Below are 15,743 nucleotides of genomic sequence, written 5' to 3'. Positions count from 1 at the left end.
GCGCCACTCAGCGCGCCACGATCACGCCGATCACATTCGGCGCGGCCATGTACTTCTCCTCGATCGCGGCGCGCGCGGCGGCGCGGTTCTCCGGGTTGAGCAGGCCGCGCTTCTCGGCGAGGATCATCCAGCAATAGCCCCACCAGTCCATCAGCATGCCGTGATCGTCGACGAGGTCGTAACCCTGCTCGCCGGCGAAGATGCGCGCATGCGCCTCGTCGAGCGAGTCGAGCCAGGCGTGATCCTCGTTCGAGAACAGCTCGTCGCTGAAATCATCCGTGGTGTAGCCCCAGATCGACATGCAGACCGCATTGAACTCGCGGTCGAGTTGGTCGTCGTCGATCGGCTGGCGCCGCGAGGCCTGATGCAGCCGCGACAGCGACCGCGCGAAATCGGCAATCCGGGTCAGAGCGAATTGATCAAAGGCGATGGTGGACATGTAGTCCTCGCGGAGACTGAGAGACCATAGATATTGTGTCGGCGCAGGCGCCGAATCACAATGATATATCAAAGACTTGCTAAAGTGTTCTTAATTCGTTCTGATTGGTTGATGGATCGTCCCTCAGACGTCGTCCTGGCGAAAGCCAGGACCCATTACCCCGGCTGGTCGCCGTCTCGCGAGCTTGGGCCAAACCATGAGCGCTGCAAGCAGCTACTACGTCTACGTCCTCGCGAGCCGCCATCACGGAACGCTCTACATCGGCGTTACCAACGACATTCGCACCCGGCTCGAACTGCATCGTTCAGGCCGCGGATCCAAGTTTGTCTACAAATATCAGACGTTCCGTCTCGTCCATCTCGAGGAATTCGCCACACCGCAGGAAGCGATCGCCCGCGAGAAGCAACTGAAGTTCTGGAAGCGGGATTGGAAGATCAAGCTGATCGAAGCTGAAAACCCGGATTGGAACGACCTGTCGGGCCTCATCTGACTATTGGGGTAATGGGTCCTGGCTTTCGCCAGGACGACGACGGAGGCGGCAGCGAGCATCATCGCTCTGTCACGCAGATGTCTGCCCACAAAGCAATCGGGCCGCTGACTAAGTCAGCGGCCCGTTGAAAATTGCTTCGGAATGAAATGCGTCGGAGCTGGAAAAATGTGCCCGCCCCACGAGCGACAGCTGTGTTTGTAAAGAACTTGTTAAGGCTTGGAAATCCGTATCACCACGGTGTTTCCGATTGCGCGTGAAGGCGCGTTGTACGGCGACCTAATTCGCTGCGGACAGCAGCTTGTCACCGCAGGCATTCGCGTAGAACTTGCCGCCGCATTGCCGCTTGATGGCGGCGCAGCGCGCGGCCGGCGAGGCGTTCGGGGTCACGCTGAAGCTGCAGCTCAGGCCGTCGGCACTGCGGCCCGGTTTGCCCGCCGCATAGGCTGCGCTGGTCGCCGTGATACACACCATGAGCAACGCCGCGGCCGCGATCTCGATCAGGAGTCTCATCACGCATCCTCCGCCAAATCGTCGCAAAATCCCGGCTCTCACGGCCGATCGTAGCACCGGCAATGACGGTTCCGAAGGCCCCTGAATCGGCCCGGTCCTTGCATAAAATGTCGGCAGCGCTAGGCACGGCAACGCTTCGGGCGGTTTCGATTGCCATGCAACGCGCGTATCATCGACTTGGGGCATGATCCGGACAATATGATCGCATCATGATCCGGAAGTCTGAACGGCAGGGATTGAGCGCTTTGCACGAACAAACAAACTACCCGGCATTGAACCAGCCGATCGACGAGCTGGCGCTGACCGAGATCAAGGGCGCGATCCTCGCCAAGCTGCGGCTTGCCATCGGCAAGGACGCCGGCATGGCGACCAGGCGTGACTGGTACAAGGCGGCGGCGCTGGCGCTGCGCGACCGCATCGTGCACCACTGGCTGACGGCCGAGAAGCAGACCTACGACGCCGGCTCCAAGCGCGTCTATTATCTCTCGCTCGAATTCCTGATCGGCCGCCTGTTCACCGACGCGCTGAACAATATGGGACTGTTGCCGCTGTTCGAGGCCGCGCTCGGCGACCTCGGCGTCGATCTCTCGGACCTGCGCAAATGCGAGCCGGACGCGGCGCTCGGCAATGGCGGTCTCGGCCGGCTCGCGGCCTGCTTCATGGAGAGCATGGCGACGCTGGCGATCCCCGCGACCGGCTACGGCATCCGCTACGATTTCGGCCTGTTCCGCCAGATCATGAACCAGGGCTGGCAGCAGGAATATCCCGACGAGTGGCTCGCCTTCGGCAACCCCTGGGAATTCCAGCGGCCGGAGGTGGTCTACAACGTCCACTTCGGCGGCCATGTCGAGCATGTCGACGAGCGCGGCCGCGACCGCGCCACCTGGCATCCGGCGGAAACCGTTGAAGCGATGGCCTACGACACGCCGATCGTCGGCTGGCGCGGCAAGCACGTCAACGCGCTTCGCCTCTGGTCCGCGCACGCCCCCGACCCGCTCCAGCTCGATGTCTTCAACACCGGCGACTACGTCTCGGCCAGCGCCGAGCAGGCGCGCGCGGAGGCGATCTGCAAATTCCTCTATCCGAACGACGAGAGCGCGGCGGGCCGCGAGCTCCGGTTGCGCCAGGAATATTTCTTCGTCTCGGCCTCGTTGCAGGATCTCGTGAAGCGGCATCTCGCCTCCGACGGCGGCCTGCGCAACCTCGCGCAGAAGGCGGCCGTGCAGCTCAACGACACCCATCCGAGCCTTGCAGTCACCGAGCTGATGCGCATCCTGGTCGACCTGCACAATTTCCGCTGGGACGAGGCCTGGAAGATCACGGTCGCGACGCTGTCCTACACCAATCACACGCTGCTGCCGGAAGCGCTCGAGACCTGGCCGGTCGAACTGTTCGAGCGGCTCTTGCCGCGGCATCTCGAAATCATCTACCGCATCAACGTGGCCCATCTGGCGCTCGCCGAGGAGCGCTTCCCCGGCGACATCGAATACCGCGCCTCGGTCTCGCTGATCGACGAGCGCAGCGGCCGCCGCGTGCGGATGGGCCAGCTCGCCTTCGTCGGCTCGCATCGCATCAACGGCGTCTCCGCGATGCATTCCGACCTGATGAAGGAGACCGTGTTCCACGACCTCCATCATCTCTATCCGTCGCGCATCACCAACAAGACCAACGGCATCACCTTCCGCCGCTGGCTGATGCTGGCCAACCCGCGGCTGACCGCGCTGCTGCGCGAGACCTGCGGCGAGGCCGTGCTCGACGACTTCTCGCTGCTCGAGCGGCTCGAGCCCCACTCGAGCGATCTGGAATTCCAGAAGCGCTTCCGCGACGTCAAGCATCACAACAAGCTGGCGCTGGCGCGGCTGATCGGCGAGCGCAACCACATCAAGGTCGACCCGTCGGCGCTGTTCGACGTGCAGATCAAGCGCATCCACGAATACAAGCGGCAGCTGCTCAACATCCTGGAGACGATCGCGCTGTATCACGCGATGAAGGATGATCCGGCGGCGAACTGGGTGCCGCGCGTAAAAATCTTCGCGGGCAAGGCGGCGGCGAGCTACCGCTACGCCAAGCTGATCATCAAGCTGATCAGCGACGTCGCCGAAATCGTCAACAATGACGCCTCGCTCGGCGGCAGGCTGAAGGTCGCCTTCCTCGCCGACTACAATGTCAGCCTCGCCGAGGTGATCATCCCCGCCGCCGATCTCTCCGAGCAGATCTCGACCGCCGGCATGGAGGCCTCGGGCACCGGCAACATGAAGCTCGCGCTGAACGGCGCGCTGACCATCGGCACGCTCGACGGCGCCAATATCGAAATCCGCGACAATGTCGGCGAGGAGAACATCGCGATCTTCGGCCTCGAGGCCGGCGACGTCATGGTCCGCCGCAAGCAGGGGCTCGATGCCAGCGACGTGATCGGCAAATCGCCGCGGCTCGAGCGCGCGATCCGCGCCATCGAGAGTGGCGAGTTCTCGCCGGGCGATGCCGCGCGCTTCGCCTCGATCGGGCACGCGCTGCGCTACCTCGACCACTACATGGTCTCGGCCGATTTCGATTCCTACTACGACGCGCAGCGCGGCATCGACGCGCGCTGGCAGGTGCCTCCGGCCTGGACCCGCGCCTCGATCCTCAACGTGGCGCGCATGGCATGGTTCTCCTCCGACCGCACCATCCGCGAATATGCCGAGGACATCTGGCATGTGCCGGTGCACCCGAGCGCCTCGCCGCAGCTCGACAACCAGCGCGAGGCGAAGGGGTAATCCCGGGACGCGGAAATCGATGACGTCCGACATCATTGAATCCGGCACGATAGCCCGCGATATTGCCAGTGAACCTCACGCCATCATTGCGAGCGAAGCGAAGCAATCCATCGCGCCGCCGATGCGGATGGATGGATTGCTTCGTCGCTTCGCTCCTCGCAATGACAGCCAAATAGATTTGCAACCAGGGATTTGCATGCTCACCAAGGCTCCGCACCTTTTCGATGAAGCCACCGCTGTGACCGCCGGCGACAGCCGCTGGCAGGGACGGACCAGCCCGGACTACTGGGCATTCGTCGGCCCGTTCGGCGGCTGCACGGCCGCGACGATCCTGCGCGCCCTGATGCAGCATCCGCAGCGCGCGGGCGATCCGCTGGCGCTGACGGTCAATTACTGCGCACCGGTCGCCGAGGGCGTGTTCGATCTCGACGTCCGCCTGGTCCGGGCCAACCGCTCGAGCCAGCACTGGTCGATCGAGATGACGCAAGGCGGCGGCGAGGTCACGACGCTGGCGACCGCGGTGTTCGCCGAGCGCCGCCCGTCGTGGTCGCACCAGCCCGCCGAGTTTCCCGGCGCTGTGCCGTTCGAAGAGCTGCGGCCCTATCCGAAGCTCGCGATGACCTGGGCCAACCAATATGATTTCCGCTTCGCCGAGGGCGAACCGAAACTCGGCGGCGGCGCCGCGAAGCAGCCGTCGAGCCCCTACTCAAAACTCTGGATCGCCGACCGCGTGCCGCGCAAGCTCGATGCGCTGTCGCTGATGTCGATGTCGGACGCGTTCTTCGGCCGCGTGTTCCACGCGCGGCATGAGCTGGTGCCGTTCGGCACGGTGTCGCTGACGACCTATTTCCACGTCGATGCCGCCGACATGGATGCGGAGGACACCACCCGCGTGCTCGCCACAGCCGACGCCAAGACCTTCCACAAGAGCTACGGCGACCAGCACGGCGAATTGTGGTCGCCGTCCGGCCGCCTGCTCGCCACCACCACGCAGATCGCCTATTTCAAGGCCTAGCGCGTTTTCGAGCGAAGTGGGCACCGGTTCGCGGTGAAGAAAACGCGTCAAATCTGGACGCACAACTCAACTATCCACATGGCCGGATTGGACCGGGTTGCCTATTTCAAGGGTTGGGGGAACATTGGCGCGTCGCTTCTGTTCCACGCCTTTGGGAGCCTTGCCGCATGTCCGAAGCCGACAATTCCAGACCCTCGCGCATCGCCTTGCTTGGCGTTCCCATCGAGATCGGCGCGTCGCAGCCCGGTCCGCTGATGGGCCCGGACGCGCTGCGCACCGCGGGCATCGCGCGCCTGCTCGAGCAGCTCGACTTCCGGGTTGACGACCACGGCAACCTTGCGATCCCGGCCGTGGTCGCCGACGGCCCCGCGCCGGCAAATACCAAGTTCTACGACGAGGTGAAGACCTGGACCCGCGCCCTCTCCGAGCGCGCCTATTGGCTGGCGCATTCCGGCGCGATCCCGATCTTCATGGGCGGCGATCACTCACTGTCGATGGGATCGATCAACGGCGTCGCACGCTACTGGCAGGAGAAGGGCCGCCCGCTGTTTGCGCTGTGGGTCGACGCGCATGCCGACTACAACACGCCGGCCACCACCATCACCGGCAACATGCACGGCATGTCGGCGGCCTTCCTGTGCGGCGAGCCCGGCCTCGACGACCTGCTCGGCGGGCTGCCGCGCGCCTCGATCCCGCCGGATCAGCTCGACCTGATCGGCACGCGCTCGGTCGATCCGCTGGAGCGCAAGCTGCTGCGGCAGCGCAACGTCTCGATATCCGACATGCGCCAGATCGACGAGTTCGGCGTCGCCGTGCTCACCCGCCGCGTCATCGAGCGCGTCAAGGCGAAGAACGGCGTGCTGCATGTCTCGTTCGACGTCGACTTCCTCGATCCGGAAGTCGCACCCGGCGTCGGCACCACGGTGCCGGGCGGCGCGACCTATCGGGAAGCCCATCTCATCATGGAGCTGCTGCACGATTCCGGACTGGTGCGCTCGCTCGACATCGTCGAGCTCAATCCGTTCCTCGACGAGCGCGGCCGCACCGCGCGCGTCGCGGTCGAATTGATCGGCAGCCTGTTCGGCCTGCAGATCACGGATCGGCAGACACCGAGCAACGCGGTGCTGCCGGAGATGGGGGAGTAGTCCGCGGAGGAGTCCAATCCCGTCATCCTGAGGAGCGCCGCAGGCGCGTCTCGAAGGATGCACGGCCCGGCTGGTGGCCGTCGACCCTTCGAGACGGCCGCTTCGCGGCCTCCTCAGGGTGACGGATCGAAAAGGTGCGCGCTTCGCTGACTACCTCAAAAACAAAAAGGCGGCCACGCGGGCCGCCTTTTCAAATCGCGTATCGCTTGCGCGAACTACTCCGCCGCGAGCTTCACTTCCGGCGCGGCGGCGCGGACTTCGGCGTCGACCTGTGCTTCGAACTTGGCAAAGTTCTTCTGGAACATGCCGACCAGCGCACGCGCGGTCTTGTCGAACTCGGCCTTGTCGGCCCAGGTCTTGATCGGATCGAGGATGTGCGGCTCGACGCCCGGCAGCGAGGTCGGCACCGCGAAGCCGAAATACTTGTCGGTGCGGAAGTCGGCATTGCGGAGCGAACCGTTCAGCGCCGCGGTGAGCAGCGCGCGGGTCACCTTGATCGGCATGCGGCGGCCGGTGCCGTACTTGCCGCCGGTCCAGCCGGTGTTGACCAGCCAGCAATCGACATTGTGCTTGGCGATCAGTTCGCGCAGCAGATTGCCGTAGACCGACGGATCGCGCGGCAGGAACGGCGAGCCGAAGCAGGTCGAGAATTCCGGCTGCGGCTCGTTGCCGAGACCGCGCTCGGTGCCGGCAACCTTCGCGGTGTAGCCGGACAGGAAATGATACATCGCCTGCGCAGGCGTCAGCTTGGCGATCGGCGGCATCACGCCGAAGGCGTCGGCGGCGAGCATCACCACGTTCTTCGGATGCGGCGCGCAGCCGGTGCGCGAGGCGTTCGGAATGAAGTCGAGCGGATAGGCCGAGCGGGTGTTCTCGGTCTTCGAGCCGTCGTCGAAATCGGGCACGCGATCGTTGGCACCGAGCACGACGTTCTCCAGCACCGCGCCGAAGCGCTTGCTGGCGGCATAGATTTCCGGCTCGGCTTCGCCGGACAGCTTGATGCACTTGGCATAGCAGCCGCCTTCGAAGTTGAAGACGCCGTCCTCGCTCCAGCCATGCTCGTCGTCGCCGATCAGCGTGCGCTTGGGATCGGCCGAGAGCGTGGTCTTGCCGGTGCCGGACAGGCCGAAGAAGATCGCGGTGTCGCCATCGGGGCCGACATTGGCCGAGCAATGCATCGGCATCACGCCCTTCTCGGGCAGATAGAAGTTCAGCGTGGTGAACACGCTCTTCTTCATTTCGCCGGCATAATAAGACCCGCCGATCAGGACGATCTTGCGGGCGAAATCGATCGCGACGACGTTCTCCGACTTGCAGCCGTGACGTTTCGGATCGGCACGGAAGCTCGGCAGATCGATGATCGTGAGTTCGGGCACGAAGCTCGCGAGCTCCGACGTCTCGGGGCGAATGAGCAGCGTGCGGATGAACAGCGAGTGCCAAGCGAGCTCGGTGAAGACGCGCGTCTTGATGCGATGCTTCGGATCGGCGCCGCCATAGAGATCCTGCGCGAACAGCGTCATGCCTTCGGCATGCTTGAGGAAGTCGGCGTGGAGCGTCGCGAACTGCTCCGAGGTGATCGACTGGTTGCCAGCCCACCACATGCTCTTGTCGGTCAGACCGTCGCGGACCGTGAACTTGTCCTTCGGGCTGCGGCCGGTGAATTCACCGGTATCCGCGCAAAGCGCGCCATCGGCCGAGAGCACCGCTTCGCCTGATCGCAACGAGTGCTCGTAGAGCTGCGGCGCGCCATAGTTCCAATGCACGCCCTTGAGATTTTTTAAGCCGAATTTGTCGGCGCCGAAGGCACCGTTATGCACGCCCGTCTCTTGCACGAAGAACCTCCTCGAACCCGCGTATCCTTGTTCGCGCGAACATCGCTAGTCGCGCTCCGCCGCGGTGACCGTCATCAGAATAATATAGCCTCTCGGCCCCGGTCCGGCGACCTAATAGTGGGGATCGCCGGGCTTGCCAAGCCAGTCGAATGGCTTTTGGTTTATTCCAAGGCGGGCACATCATCGGGCGCAAATACCGCAGCGCGAAACGCTTTCGCTTTGCTTTCGCTTTCTCGTTGTTTTCGCGGCGATCGGGCGACGTTTCGTCGCCTTTCCCGCTGCGAGCAGGACGTTGCGATGCACAAAGAGTGCCAGCGACTGGCGTGTATCCGCGCCGAGCAACGCAGCAGGCACGGAGAATGCCGGGTATGCGTTTCGCGCTGAGGCTGTGTCGTTGCGATGGACCGCCGCGAGTTGACGCTGCGCTGCAGTGCCCGGCATGTCGTCCACGATCGTGTTGCACGCGGATAGCACCACTGGGTCGGCATTGAGCTGCCTTCGATCGAGCTCAATACGCCATCGTCGAAGCTGGATGACTACAATGCCCGGCAGCAGCGAATGTTCCGCGACGCGGGCTGCGTTCGGCGGCAACAGGATCACTGATCGTAGCGATCGATGGTAACGCAATCACCGCGTTGCACGTGCGCGTCAGCGGTTGAAGCTCGCGATCCGAGCGATTCTCCGGAGCCGCAGCGCCGGGAATTTTCGCAACCCGCATCACGCCCATCGGCTATGATATCAGCGCCGGCACGAAATGATCGCGCTGTCAGAGACGCAGCACCCGGCCTCGGCAATCGCACGCGGAGCCGCACCGTGCGACACCATGCCTCGTCGCGCAGCACCGCCCGTTCGGAGCGAGCCGATGTGCTCCCTATCCCTCCCTCTATCCCTTGGCGCGCGCCTCGCCGGCGAGCCGCACCAGCATCTTGCGCAGCTCGGTGCCGTTGCTAACCCGCTCGGGGAAATCGAGCCGCAGCGTGTCGCGGCCGGCCTGCATGTCCATGCCGTCGGGGTCGCAGCCGGTGCACAGCCAGTCGGCACTTGGCCCGCCGAGCAGCCGCGTGGCGTAGAGGTTCATGGCCTCGCGGTGATCCTCGTTCATATGCGCCACCGCGCCCGGCTCGGCCTCCAGCAGCGCTTCGGCTCCCCCGAGGTCGGTCAGAAACTGCGCAGGCTTGAGGTCGACGATCCGGCCGAACCCGGCCACCAGATGGGCGCCGCTCGACCGGATCACGAAAAATGAGAAATCCCTAAATTCTACAAAGGCTTCTGCCGATGGATGAGCGCCAAGGTAGCGCCGGCGAACGAGTTCCCGCTCGGCCTCCGCGACCTCCTCCGCTCGGCCGGCCAGCATGATCCGGGCGCCCTCCAGCGGATCGCCCTCGGCGCGCTCGTCCAGCATCAGCGACACCCGGTTGTCGGCCAGGATATTCCTGGTGTGCAGCGCCAGCCGGGAAATCAGCAGGATCGGCGAGCCGTCGGGGTGGCTGACCAGATTGACCAGCGAGCAGTAGGGATCGCCGGAGCCGGCCATCAGCGTGGCGAGCGCGCCCTGGCGGCTGCGGCGGAGCAGCGAGCGGGCGAGGTGGGCAGGGTCGAAGTCGGCAGTCGGTTGCATGGGCCTATCGGGTCATTTTGGGGGCGAATCGGGCCGGTTCCCTTTGAAGAAAGAGCCTTTTCTCACGGTCTCAGGGTGCTATATGGGGGTCCAACGCGTGGGTCGCAGAGCGTTTTTGCGGAACTCGGTCACACTTCAGCCCAGCTTGCATTGCTCGTTGACCGCGTTCGAAGCCCATATTCTACGGCGAGTCGCCAGAGTGCCCGCCGTCTAAGCCACTCTCATTGTGAAAGCAGCTCATGCCCACAATCGCCTTGGTCGACGACGACCGCAACATTCTCACGTCGGTCTCGATCGCGCTCGAAGCCGAAGGCTATCGCATCATGACCTACACGGACGGTGCGTCGGCGCTGGATGGGTTTCGCACGTCGCCGCCCGATCTTGCGATCCTCGATATCAAGATGCCGCGCATGGACGGCATGGAAACGCTGCGCCGGCTGCGCCAGAAGTCCGACCTGCCGGTGATCTTCCTCACCTCGAAGGATGAGGAGATCGACGAATTGTTCGGCCTGAAGATGGGCGCCGACGATTTTATCCGCAAGCCGTTCTCCCAGCGCCTGCTGGTGGAACGGGTCAAGGCCGTGCTCCGCCGCGGCCAGCCGAAGGATCCGACCGCGGCACCGAAGGAGCCGGATGCCCGCGCGCTCGACCGCGGCCTGCTGCGGATGGATCCGGAGCGCCACACCTGCACCTGGAAGAACGAGCCGGTGACGCTCACCGTGACCGAATTCCTGATCCTGCAGGCGCTCGCCACCCGCCCCGGCGTCGTGAAGAGCCGCAATGCGCTGATGGACGCGGCCTATGACGACCAGGTCTATGTCGACGACCGCACCATCGACAGCCACATCAAGCGGCTGCGCAAGAAGTTCAAGGTGGTCGACGACGATTTCGAGATGATCGAGACGCTGTACGGCGTCGGCTATCGCTTCAAGGAAGCCTGATCTGCGCTTCCGGAGCGGCTTGTTAACTGACAGGCTCCGCACGGCTGGGGTAAGCTCGGGCGACTGTCTGCTTCGCGGGACGACATCCATACCAACCGGCAGCTTTGCCAGTGCTTGATCGAACGCAGCTCGAGCAGGGACTGAACACCGAGGACGCGTCACAGCTCCTCGATCAAGAGGCCGTGGCCGACGATCTGGCGCGCGACAAAGGCTGGCGCCGCCCGCTCGGCTGGGTGCGCCGCGCCGGTCAGTTCTTCTTCGCGCTGTCGTTCTCGAGCCTGACGCGCCGCATCGTCTCGCTCAACCTGGCCGGCCTCGTCGCGCTGGTCGCCAGCATCCTCTATCTCTCGCAATTCCGCGCCGGCCTGATCGAGGCGCGCACGCAGAGCTTGCTGGTCTATGCCGAGATCATCTCGGAGGCGATCGCCGCCTCCGCGACCGTCGAAGGCAACACCGTCACCATCGATCCCGACCGGCTGCTCGACCTCAAGCCCGGCGAGAGCTTCGGTCAGCCGGATGAATCGGCGGATTTCCCGATCAATCCCGAGCGCGTCGCGCCGACCCTGCGCCGCCTGATCGCGCCGACCAAGACGCGGGCCCGCATCTTCGATCGCGATGGCGGCCTGATCCTCGACAGCCGCAATCTGTTCGCGCGCGGCGACGTGCTTCGCATGGAGCTGCCGCCGCCGTCGGAGAAGACGTCGCTGTACGAGAAGACCAAGGCCACGATCAAGACCTGGCTCAACCGCGGCGACCTGCCGATCTACCGCGAGCTCGGCCCCGAAGGCGGCAAGGGCTATTCCGAGGTCGCGCAATCCCTCGAGGGCATGAAGGGCAGCGCGGTGCGCGTCACCGATCGCGGCGCGATCATCGTCTCGGTTGCCGTTCCGGTGCAGCATTTCCGCGCCGTGCGCGGCGCATTGATGCTGACCACGCAGGGCGACGACATCGACCAGCTGGTGATGTCCGAGCGCCTCGCCATCCTCAAGATCGGCGGGGTCGCCTCCGCCGTCATGATCATGCTGTCGCTGTTGCTGGCGAGTACGATCGCCGGCCCGGTGCGGCGGCTCGCCGACGGCGCCGAGCGCGTTCGTCACCGCATCCAGACCCGCGTCGAGATTCCCGACTTCACCGGACGCCGCGACGAGATCGGGCATCTCTCGGGCGCGCTGCGCGACATGACCAACGCGCTCTACAGCCGCATTGAGGCGATCGAGATGTTCGCTGCCGATGTCGCCCATGAGCTGAAGAATCCGCTGACCTCGCTGCGCTCCGCGGTCGAGACGCTGCCTTTGGCGCGCAACGAGAACAGCCGCGCGCGGCTGCTCGCCGTGATCGAGCACGACGTCAAGCGGCTCGACCGCCTGATCTCCGACATCTCCGACGCGAGCCGGCTCGACGCCGAATTGCAGCGCCAGGACATGGCGCCCGTCGATCTGCGCCGGCTGCTGACCACGCTGACCAGCGTCGCCAACGAGACCCGGCTCGGCCACGACGTCGCCGTCGAAGTCCGCTTCGAGGGCCGTGGACCGACCGACACGCTCTCGGTGCCCGGTCATGATTCCCGGCTCGGCCAGGTGATCTCGAACCTGCTGTCGAACGCACAATCGTTCTCCAAGCCGGGCGACAAGGTGCGCATCATCTGCCGCCGCACCCGCGGCGAGGTCGAGACCGTGGTCGACGATGACGGGCCCGGCATCGGCGAGGACGCGCTGGAGCGGATCTTCGAGCGCTTCTACACCGACCGGCCACACCAGGGCTTTGGTCAGAACTCCGGCCTCGGACTCTCGATCTCCAAGCAGATCATCGAGGCGCATGGCGGACGCATCTGGGCCGAGAACCGTCCGGGCCCAGCGGGCGAAGACGGCAAGCCCACGGTCGCCGGCGCCCGTTTCGTGGTCAGGCTGCCGACACTATGAGCGACAATTCAAGCGTGCACGCATCCGCCGTTCTGGTCGGCGAGCGTGCGGTGCTGATCCGCGGCCCGTCGGGCGCCGGCAAGTCGCGCCTGGCCTTCGACCTGATTCTCGCCGGGCGCACTGGAGCGCTCCCGCCGGCCATTTTAGTCGGGGATGACCGTGTCCATCTCGACACAGCCGGCGAACAATTGTGGGTTCGCCCGGCACAGCAATTGGCCGGTCTGATCGAGATCCGAGGCCTCGGAATCCGCCATTGTCCGTTCGCAGGCGAGGCCGTGGTCGGCCTGATCGTCGACCTGGCCGCCGACGACGCCGAGCGGCTGCCGCCGCTCGAGGCGCTCAAGATCCGCCTAAATGGTGTTTCAATACCGCGAATTCCCGTGCCGGCCGGCTTCCAACCCCTGCCGCTGGTTGTCGCTGCGCTGACGACAACCTGAAAGTTCATGTTCCCGTAATCTTGCGGCCAATTGTGGGAAGGGAATTGGTAACCATATCACATCCACTATCGCGTCGGATTTTGCCGGCGCAGCCTCCCCTCTCTACCGCCAGGAACCGGGAGACTAGCCAAGATGCCCTCTTGCGCAGGGCCTCTGGATGGTCAAAGTGGCGCGTTCGTGCGGTGCACCAAAGGGCGCCCGCGAGGAGTTTCCGATGATTGGTCTAGTGCTGGTGACCCATGGGCGCCTTGCCGACGAGTTCCGAGCCGCGCTCGAACACGTCATGGGTCCGCAGAAACAAATTGAAGCGATTACGATCGGGGCCGAGGACGATTCCGACCTCTGTCGAAGCGACATCATCGAGGCGGTGAATCGCGTCGATAGCGGCGACGGCGTTGCGATCCTCACCGACATGTTCGGCGGCACGCCGTCGAACCTGGCGATCTCCTGCATGAGCCGCCCGAAGGTGGAAGTGCTGGCGGGCATCAATCTTCCCATGCTGGTCAAGCTTGCCAAGGTTCGCGAGGAGCGCTCGCTGCCCGACGCGATCGCGATGGCGCAGGAAGCCGGCCGCAAATACGTCACCATCGCCAGCCGCGTTCTCGCAGGCAAATGAGCGGCGAGGCCCCGGGCGAAAACCATGTCGGCCCGGGCGTGCCAGCGGGCGCCATCTCGCGCGAACTCCTGATCGTCAACAAGCGTGGCCTGCATGCGCGGGCATCGGCCAAGTTCGTCCAGCTGGTCGAGCGCTTCAACGCCGAGATCTGGGTGACGCGCGGCAGCGAAACCGTGGGCGGCACCTCGATCATGGGCTTGATGATGCTGGCCGCAGGGCCCGGCACCACGGTCGTGGTCTCCGCGAAAGGCGACGAGGCGCAGCAGGCGCTGGACGCGATCGCCGAGCTCGTCGCCAGCAAGTTCAACGAAGAAGGCACGTAAGCGCCGCCTCGCTCTCAAGCCGCGGAAGCGGTCCACTCCCTCGCCCCGCTCTTGCGGGGAGAGGGTTGGGGTGAGGGGCTCTAACCGCCATGGCGGTCTACCGATAGACCTGTACCCCCTCACCCGAAATTCGAGCGCGCCCGAATTTCGACCTCTCCCCAAAAGCGGGGCGAGGTAAGAGGAGGCTACTTCGCCGGCGGCACCAGATAGACCTTCCACACCGTCGACGGACCGGGATGGCCGTTGAAGAAGCGCATGGTGTTCATCACCAGAGGCTCGGCATCCTTGGCATGCATGCTCCGCCATCCATGCCTCGCATGGCTGCAGGAACACCGGATCGGTGGTGTCGCAGACGCCGATGAAGCCGAGGCGCTTGGCTTCGTCGAGCGACGTCAGCCCCGACGACCACGCTTCGCCCGGCACCAGCGAGGCCGGATGATCCGGACTGTAGAACGTCATCGGCTCGCCGATGTCGGAGCGTGCGACGACCACGGCCCAGCGCGAATGGAATCTGTCCTGCCAGGTCTGGGTGAGCTCGCGCGCCAATTCGGAGCGCGCGGCGTAGGTCGAGCCACCGACGCGGTTGGACGCGATCTCCTGCGTGGCGATGCTGGGCGCGGCGATCAGCGTGGCGATCGTGGCCACGAACCACACCGCCGTGATCGAGAACAGCGCCATGCGGGGGAAACGCAGCGAAGGGATCGCAACCAGCGCAAGCGGCACCAGGAAGAACAGCGGGATGCCCCAATCGGTCTTGATGTAGACGGTGAACACCAGCGCGCCGAGCGGCGGCCCGATCGCGACGATCGACTGGATGATCCAGATGTTGAGCGCCTGCGGAAGATTGACGGCCGGATTGGGTCCGCGCGACCAGATCCGTGTCAGCACGTCCGACGGCCGCCACGGCACCGACCCCAGCAGCAGCGCTATAAGGCCCAGCACGATCGGAATCGCGAGCAGACCGAGATTGTGCACGATGTAGCCGATCACGAGCTGGACGTTGAGCTCGCGGCTCGACAGCGCGTAGACGTCGCCGGCATAGGTGAACGGCACGAAGTTCACCTCCTCCAGCCATACCAGATGCGGGATCATCGTCACGATCATCGTGCCGATCGCAACCCATGGCGCCGGTGAGCGCAGGAATTGCATCCGCTGCGGATGGATCAGCGCGGCAAGCCCGACGGCGCCGATCATCGTCACCACCCAGTACTTGGTCATCAGCGCCAGCATGCCGGCAAAGCCGAGCCAGAGCCCCGATTTGAAGCTGCGCTTCTCGAATGCGTTCAGATAGGCCAGCACCAACAGCGGCAACGGCACCAGCTGCGCGAGGTCGGCGTTGTATTTGAAGCCCTTGAAATTGAAGATCGGGTAGAGCGCGAGCATCACCACCATGAAGAACGCGCGGCGGCGATCGACGACGCGCAGCGCGATCAGCCAGCACACCACCAACGCGAAGCTGACGGTTGCCATCGCGAGCGCGTAGGTCGACCAGTTGGTGACGGGAAAGATCCTGAACCAGACCCCTGCGATCCAGCCCGACAGCGGCGGATGCTTGCCATAGCCGAGCAGGAAGCGCTGGCCCCAGGCATAGGCCTCCGCGACGTCCATATGGACGTCCTGCGCGGCCTTGAGCTTGACCAGGATCAGCGTCCACAGCACCGCGTGAACCAATGCGAAGCCGATCACCAGCCACAGGCTGGTC

At 64.7% G+C, this 15,743-nt stretch carries 15 protein-coding genes and 1 pseudogene; 10 read left to right on the top strand and 6 right to left on the bottom strand.

Annotated features, from left to right (window positions below; translation table 11 throughout):
* Nucleotides 1–7: 7 nt before the first annotated feature.
* A complete protein-coding gene (locus ACVIGB_RS35620; protein WP_456719151.1) occupies nucleotides 8–439 on the bottom strand; it encodes a hypothetical protein in 432 nt (143 codons plus the stop codon).
* 196 nt (nucleotides 440–635) lie between these two features.
* Between ACVIGB_RS35620 and ACVIGB_RS35615 the strand changes: the two genes are divergently transcribed.
* Nucleotides 636–929 carry a GIY-YIG nuclease family protein gene (locus tag ACVIGB_RS35615; protein WP_092122885.1) on the top strand — a complete coding sequence of 98 codons (294 nt, stop codon included), beginning with the start codon at nucleotides 636–638 and terminating at the stop codon, nucleotides 927–929.
* A gap of 276 nt (nucleotides 930–1,205) precedes the next feature.
* On the opposite strand, the gene ACVIGB_RS35610 is transcribed toward ACVIGB_RS35615, so the two are convergent.
* Complete coding sequence (locus ACVIGB_RS35610) at nucleotides 1,206–1,439, bottom strand: hypothetical protein (RefSeq protein WP_456719152.1); 234 nt, start codon at nucleotides 1,437–1,439, stop codon at nucleotides 1,206–1,208.
* Nucleotides 1,440–1,648: 209 nt separating this feature from the next.
* Between ACVIGB_RS35610 and ACVIGB_RS35605 the strand changes: the two genes are divergently transcribed.
* From ACVIGB_RS35605 to rocF, 3 genes are all read left to right on the top strand, one after another.
* A complete protein-coding gene (locus ACVIGB_RS35605; protein ID WP_456719153.1) occupies nucleotides 1,649–4,195 on the top strand; it encodes a glycogen/starch/alpha-glucan phosphorylase in 2,547 nt (848 codons plus the stop codon).
* A 196-nt stretch (nucleotides 4,196–4,391) separates the two neighbouring features.
* Nucleotides 4,392–5,210, top strand: a complete 819-nt coding sequence (locus tag ACVIGB_RS35600) for an acyl-CoA thioesterase (RefSeq protein ID WP_456719154.1) — start codon at nucleotides 4,392–4,394, stop codon at nucleotides 5,208–5,210.
* Between the two features lie 167 nt (nucleotides 5,211–5,377).
* Complete coding sequence (rocF, locus tag ACVIGB_RS35595; protein ID WP_456719155.1) at nucleotides 5,378–6,355, top strand: arginase; 978 nt, start codon at nucleotides 5,378–5,380, stop codon at nucleotides 6,353–6,355.
* Nucleotides 6,356–6,570: 215 nt separating this feature from the next.
* Here the strand turns inward: rocF and ACVIGB_RS35590 are convergent, their stop codons facing one another.
* The 3 genes from ACVIGB_RS35590 to ACVIGB_RS35580 all read right to left on the bottom strand — a co-directional run bounded on the left by ACVIGB_RS35590 (nucleotide 6,571) and on the right by ACVIGB_RS35580 (nucleotide 9,805).
* Nucleotides 6,571–8,187, bottom strand: coding sequence for a phosphoenolpyruvate carboxykinase (locus ACVIGB_RS35590; protein WP_092122870.1), 1,617 nt, complete (start codon nucleotides 8,185–8,187; stop codon nucleotides 6,571–6,573).
* Between the two features lie 180 nt (nucleotides 8,188–8,367).
* Nucleotides 8,368–8,787 (bottom strand): hypothetical protein, encoded by a 420-nt coding sequence (locus tag ACVIGB_RS35585; protein WP_456719156.1) that lies wholly within the window; start codon nucleotides 8,785–8,787, stop codon nucleotides 8,368–8,370.
* 283 nt (nucleotides 8,788–9,070) lie between these two features.
* Nucleotides 9,071–9,805: a HugZ family pyridoxamine 5'-phosphate oxidase gene (locus ACVIGB_RS35580; RefSeq protein ID WP_456719157.1), complete on the bottom strand. Its 735-nt coding sequence runs from the start codon at nucleotides 9,803–9,805 to the stop codon at nucleotides 9,071–9,073.
* A 239-nt stretch (nucleotides 9,806–10,044) separates the two neighbouring features.
* Between ACVIGB_RS35580 and ACVIGB_RS35575 the strand changes: the two genes are divergently transcribed.
* The 6 genes from ACVIGB_RS35575 (at nucleotide 10,045) to ACVIGB_RS35550 (ending at nucleotide 14,804) form a co-directional block, all read left to right on the top strand.
* On the top strand, nucleotides 10,045–10,746 hold the full coding sequence (locus ACVIGB_RS35575; RefSeq protein WP_016843287.1) for a response regulator transcription factor: 702 nt from the start codon (nucleotides 10,045–10,047) through the stop codon (nucleotides 10,744–10,746).
* 110 nt (nucleotides 10,747–10,856) lie between these two features.
* Nucleotides 10,857–12,665, top strand: coding sequence for a stimulus-sensing domain-containing protein (locus ACVIGB_RS35570; RefSeq protein ID WP_456719158.1), 1,809 nt, complete (start codon nucleotides 10,857–10,859; stop codon nucleotides 12,663–12,665).
* Nucleotides 12,662–13,102: an HPr kinase/phosphorylase gene (locus ACVIGB_RS35565; RefSeq protein ID WP_456719159.1), complete on the top strand. Its 441-nt coding sequence runs from the start codon at nucleotides 12,662–12,664 to the stop codon at nucleotides 13,100–13,102. The genes ACVIGB_RS35570 and ACVIGB_RS35565 overlap by 4 nt, the downstream gene beginning before the upstream one ends.
* A gap of 214 nt (nucleotides 13,103–13,316) precedes the next feature.
* Nucleotides 13,317–13,718, top strand: a complete 402-nt coding sequence (locus tag ACVIGB_RS35560) for a PTS sugar transporter subunit IIA (RefSeq protein WP_021076632.1) — start codon at nucleotides 13,317–13,319, stop codon at nucleotides 13,716–13,718.
* Nucleotides 13,715–14,041: an HPr family phosphocarrier protein gene (locus tag ACVIGB_RS35555; protein WP_229172205.1), complete on the top strand. Its 327-nt coding sequence runs from the start codon at nucleotides 13,715–13,717 to the stop codon at nucleotides 14,039–14,041. The genes ACVIGB_RS35560 and ACVIGB_RS35555 overlap by 4 nt, the downstream gene beginning before the upstream one ends.
* A 601-nt stretch (nucleotides 14,042–14,642) precedes the next feature.
* On the top strand, nucleotides 14,643–14,804 hold the full coding sequence (locus ACVIGB_RS35550) for a hypothetical protein (protein WP_456749263.1): 162 nt from the start codon (nucleotides 14,643–14,645) through the stop codon (nucleotides 14,802–14,804).
* 368 nt (nucleotides 14,805–15,172) lie between these two features.
* Here ACVIGB_RS35550 and ACVIGB_RS35545 read toward each other — a convergent pair.
* Nucleotides 15,173–15,649: pseudogene (locus ACVIGB_RS35545) on the bottom strand (glycosyltransferase family 39 protein); the annotation flags it as partial.
* Between the last annotated feature and the right edge of the window lie 94 nt (nucleotides 15,650–15,743).

This window comes from Bradyrhizobium sp. USDA 4341, from assembly GCF_054063755.1.
The sequence above is the reverse complement of the archived record's forward strand: the minus strand, read 5'-3'. Positions and strand labels throughout refer to the sequence as shown.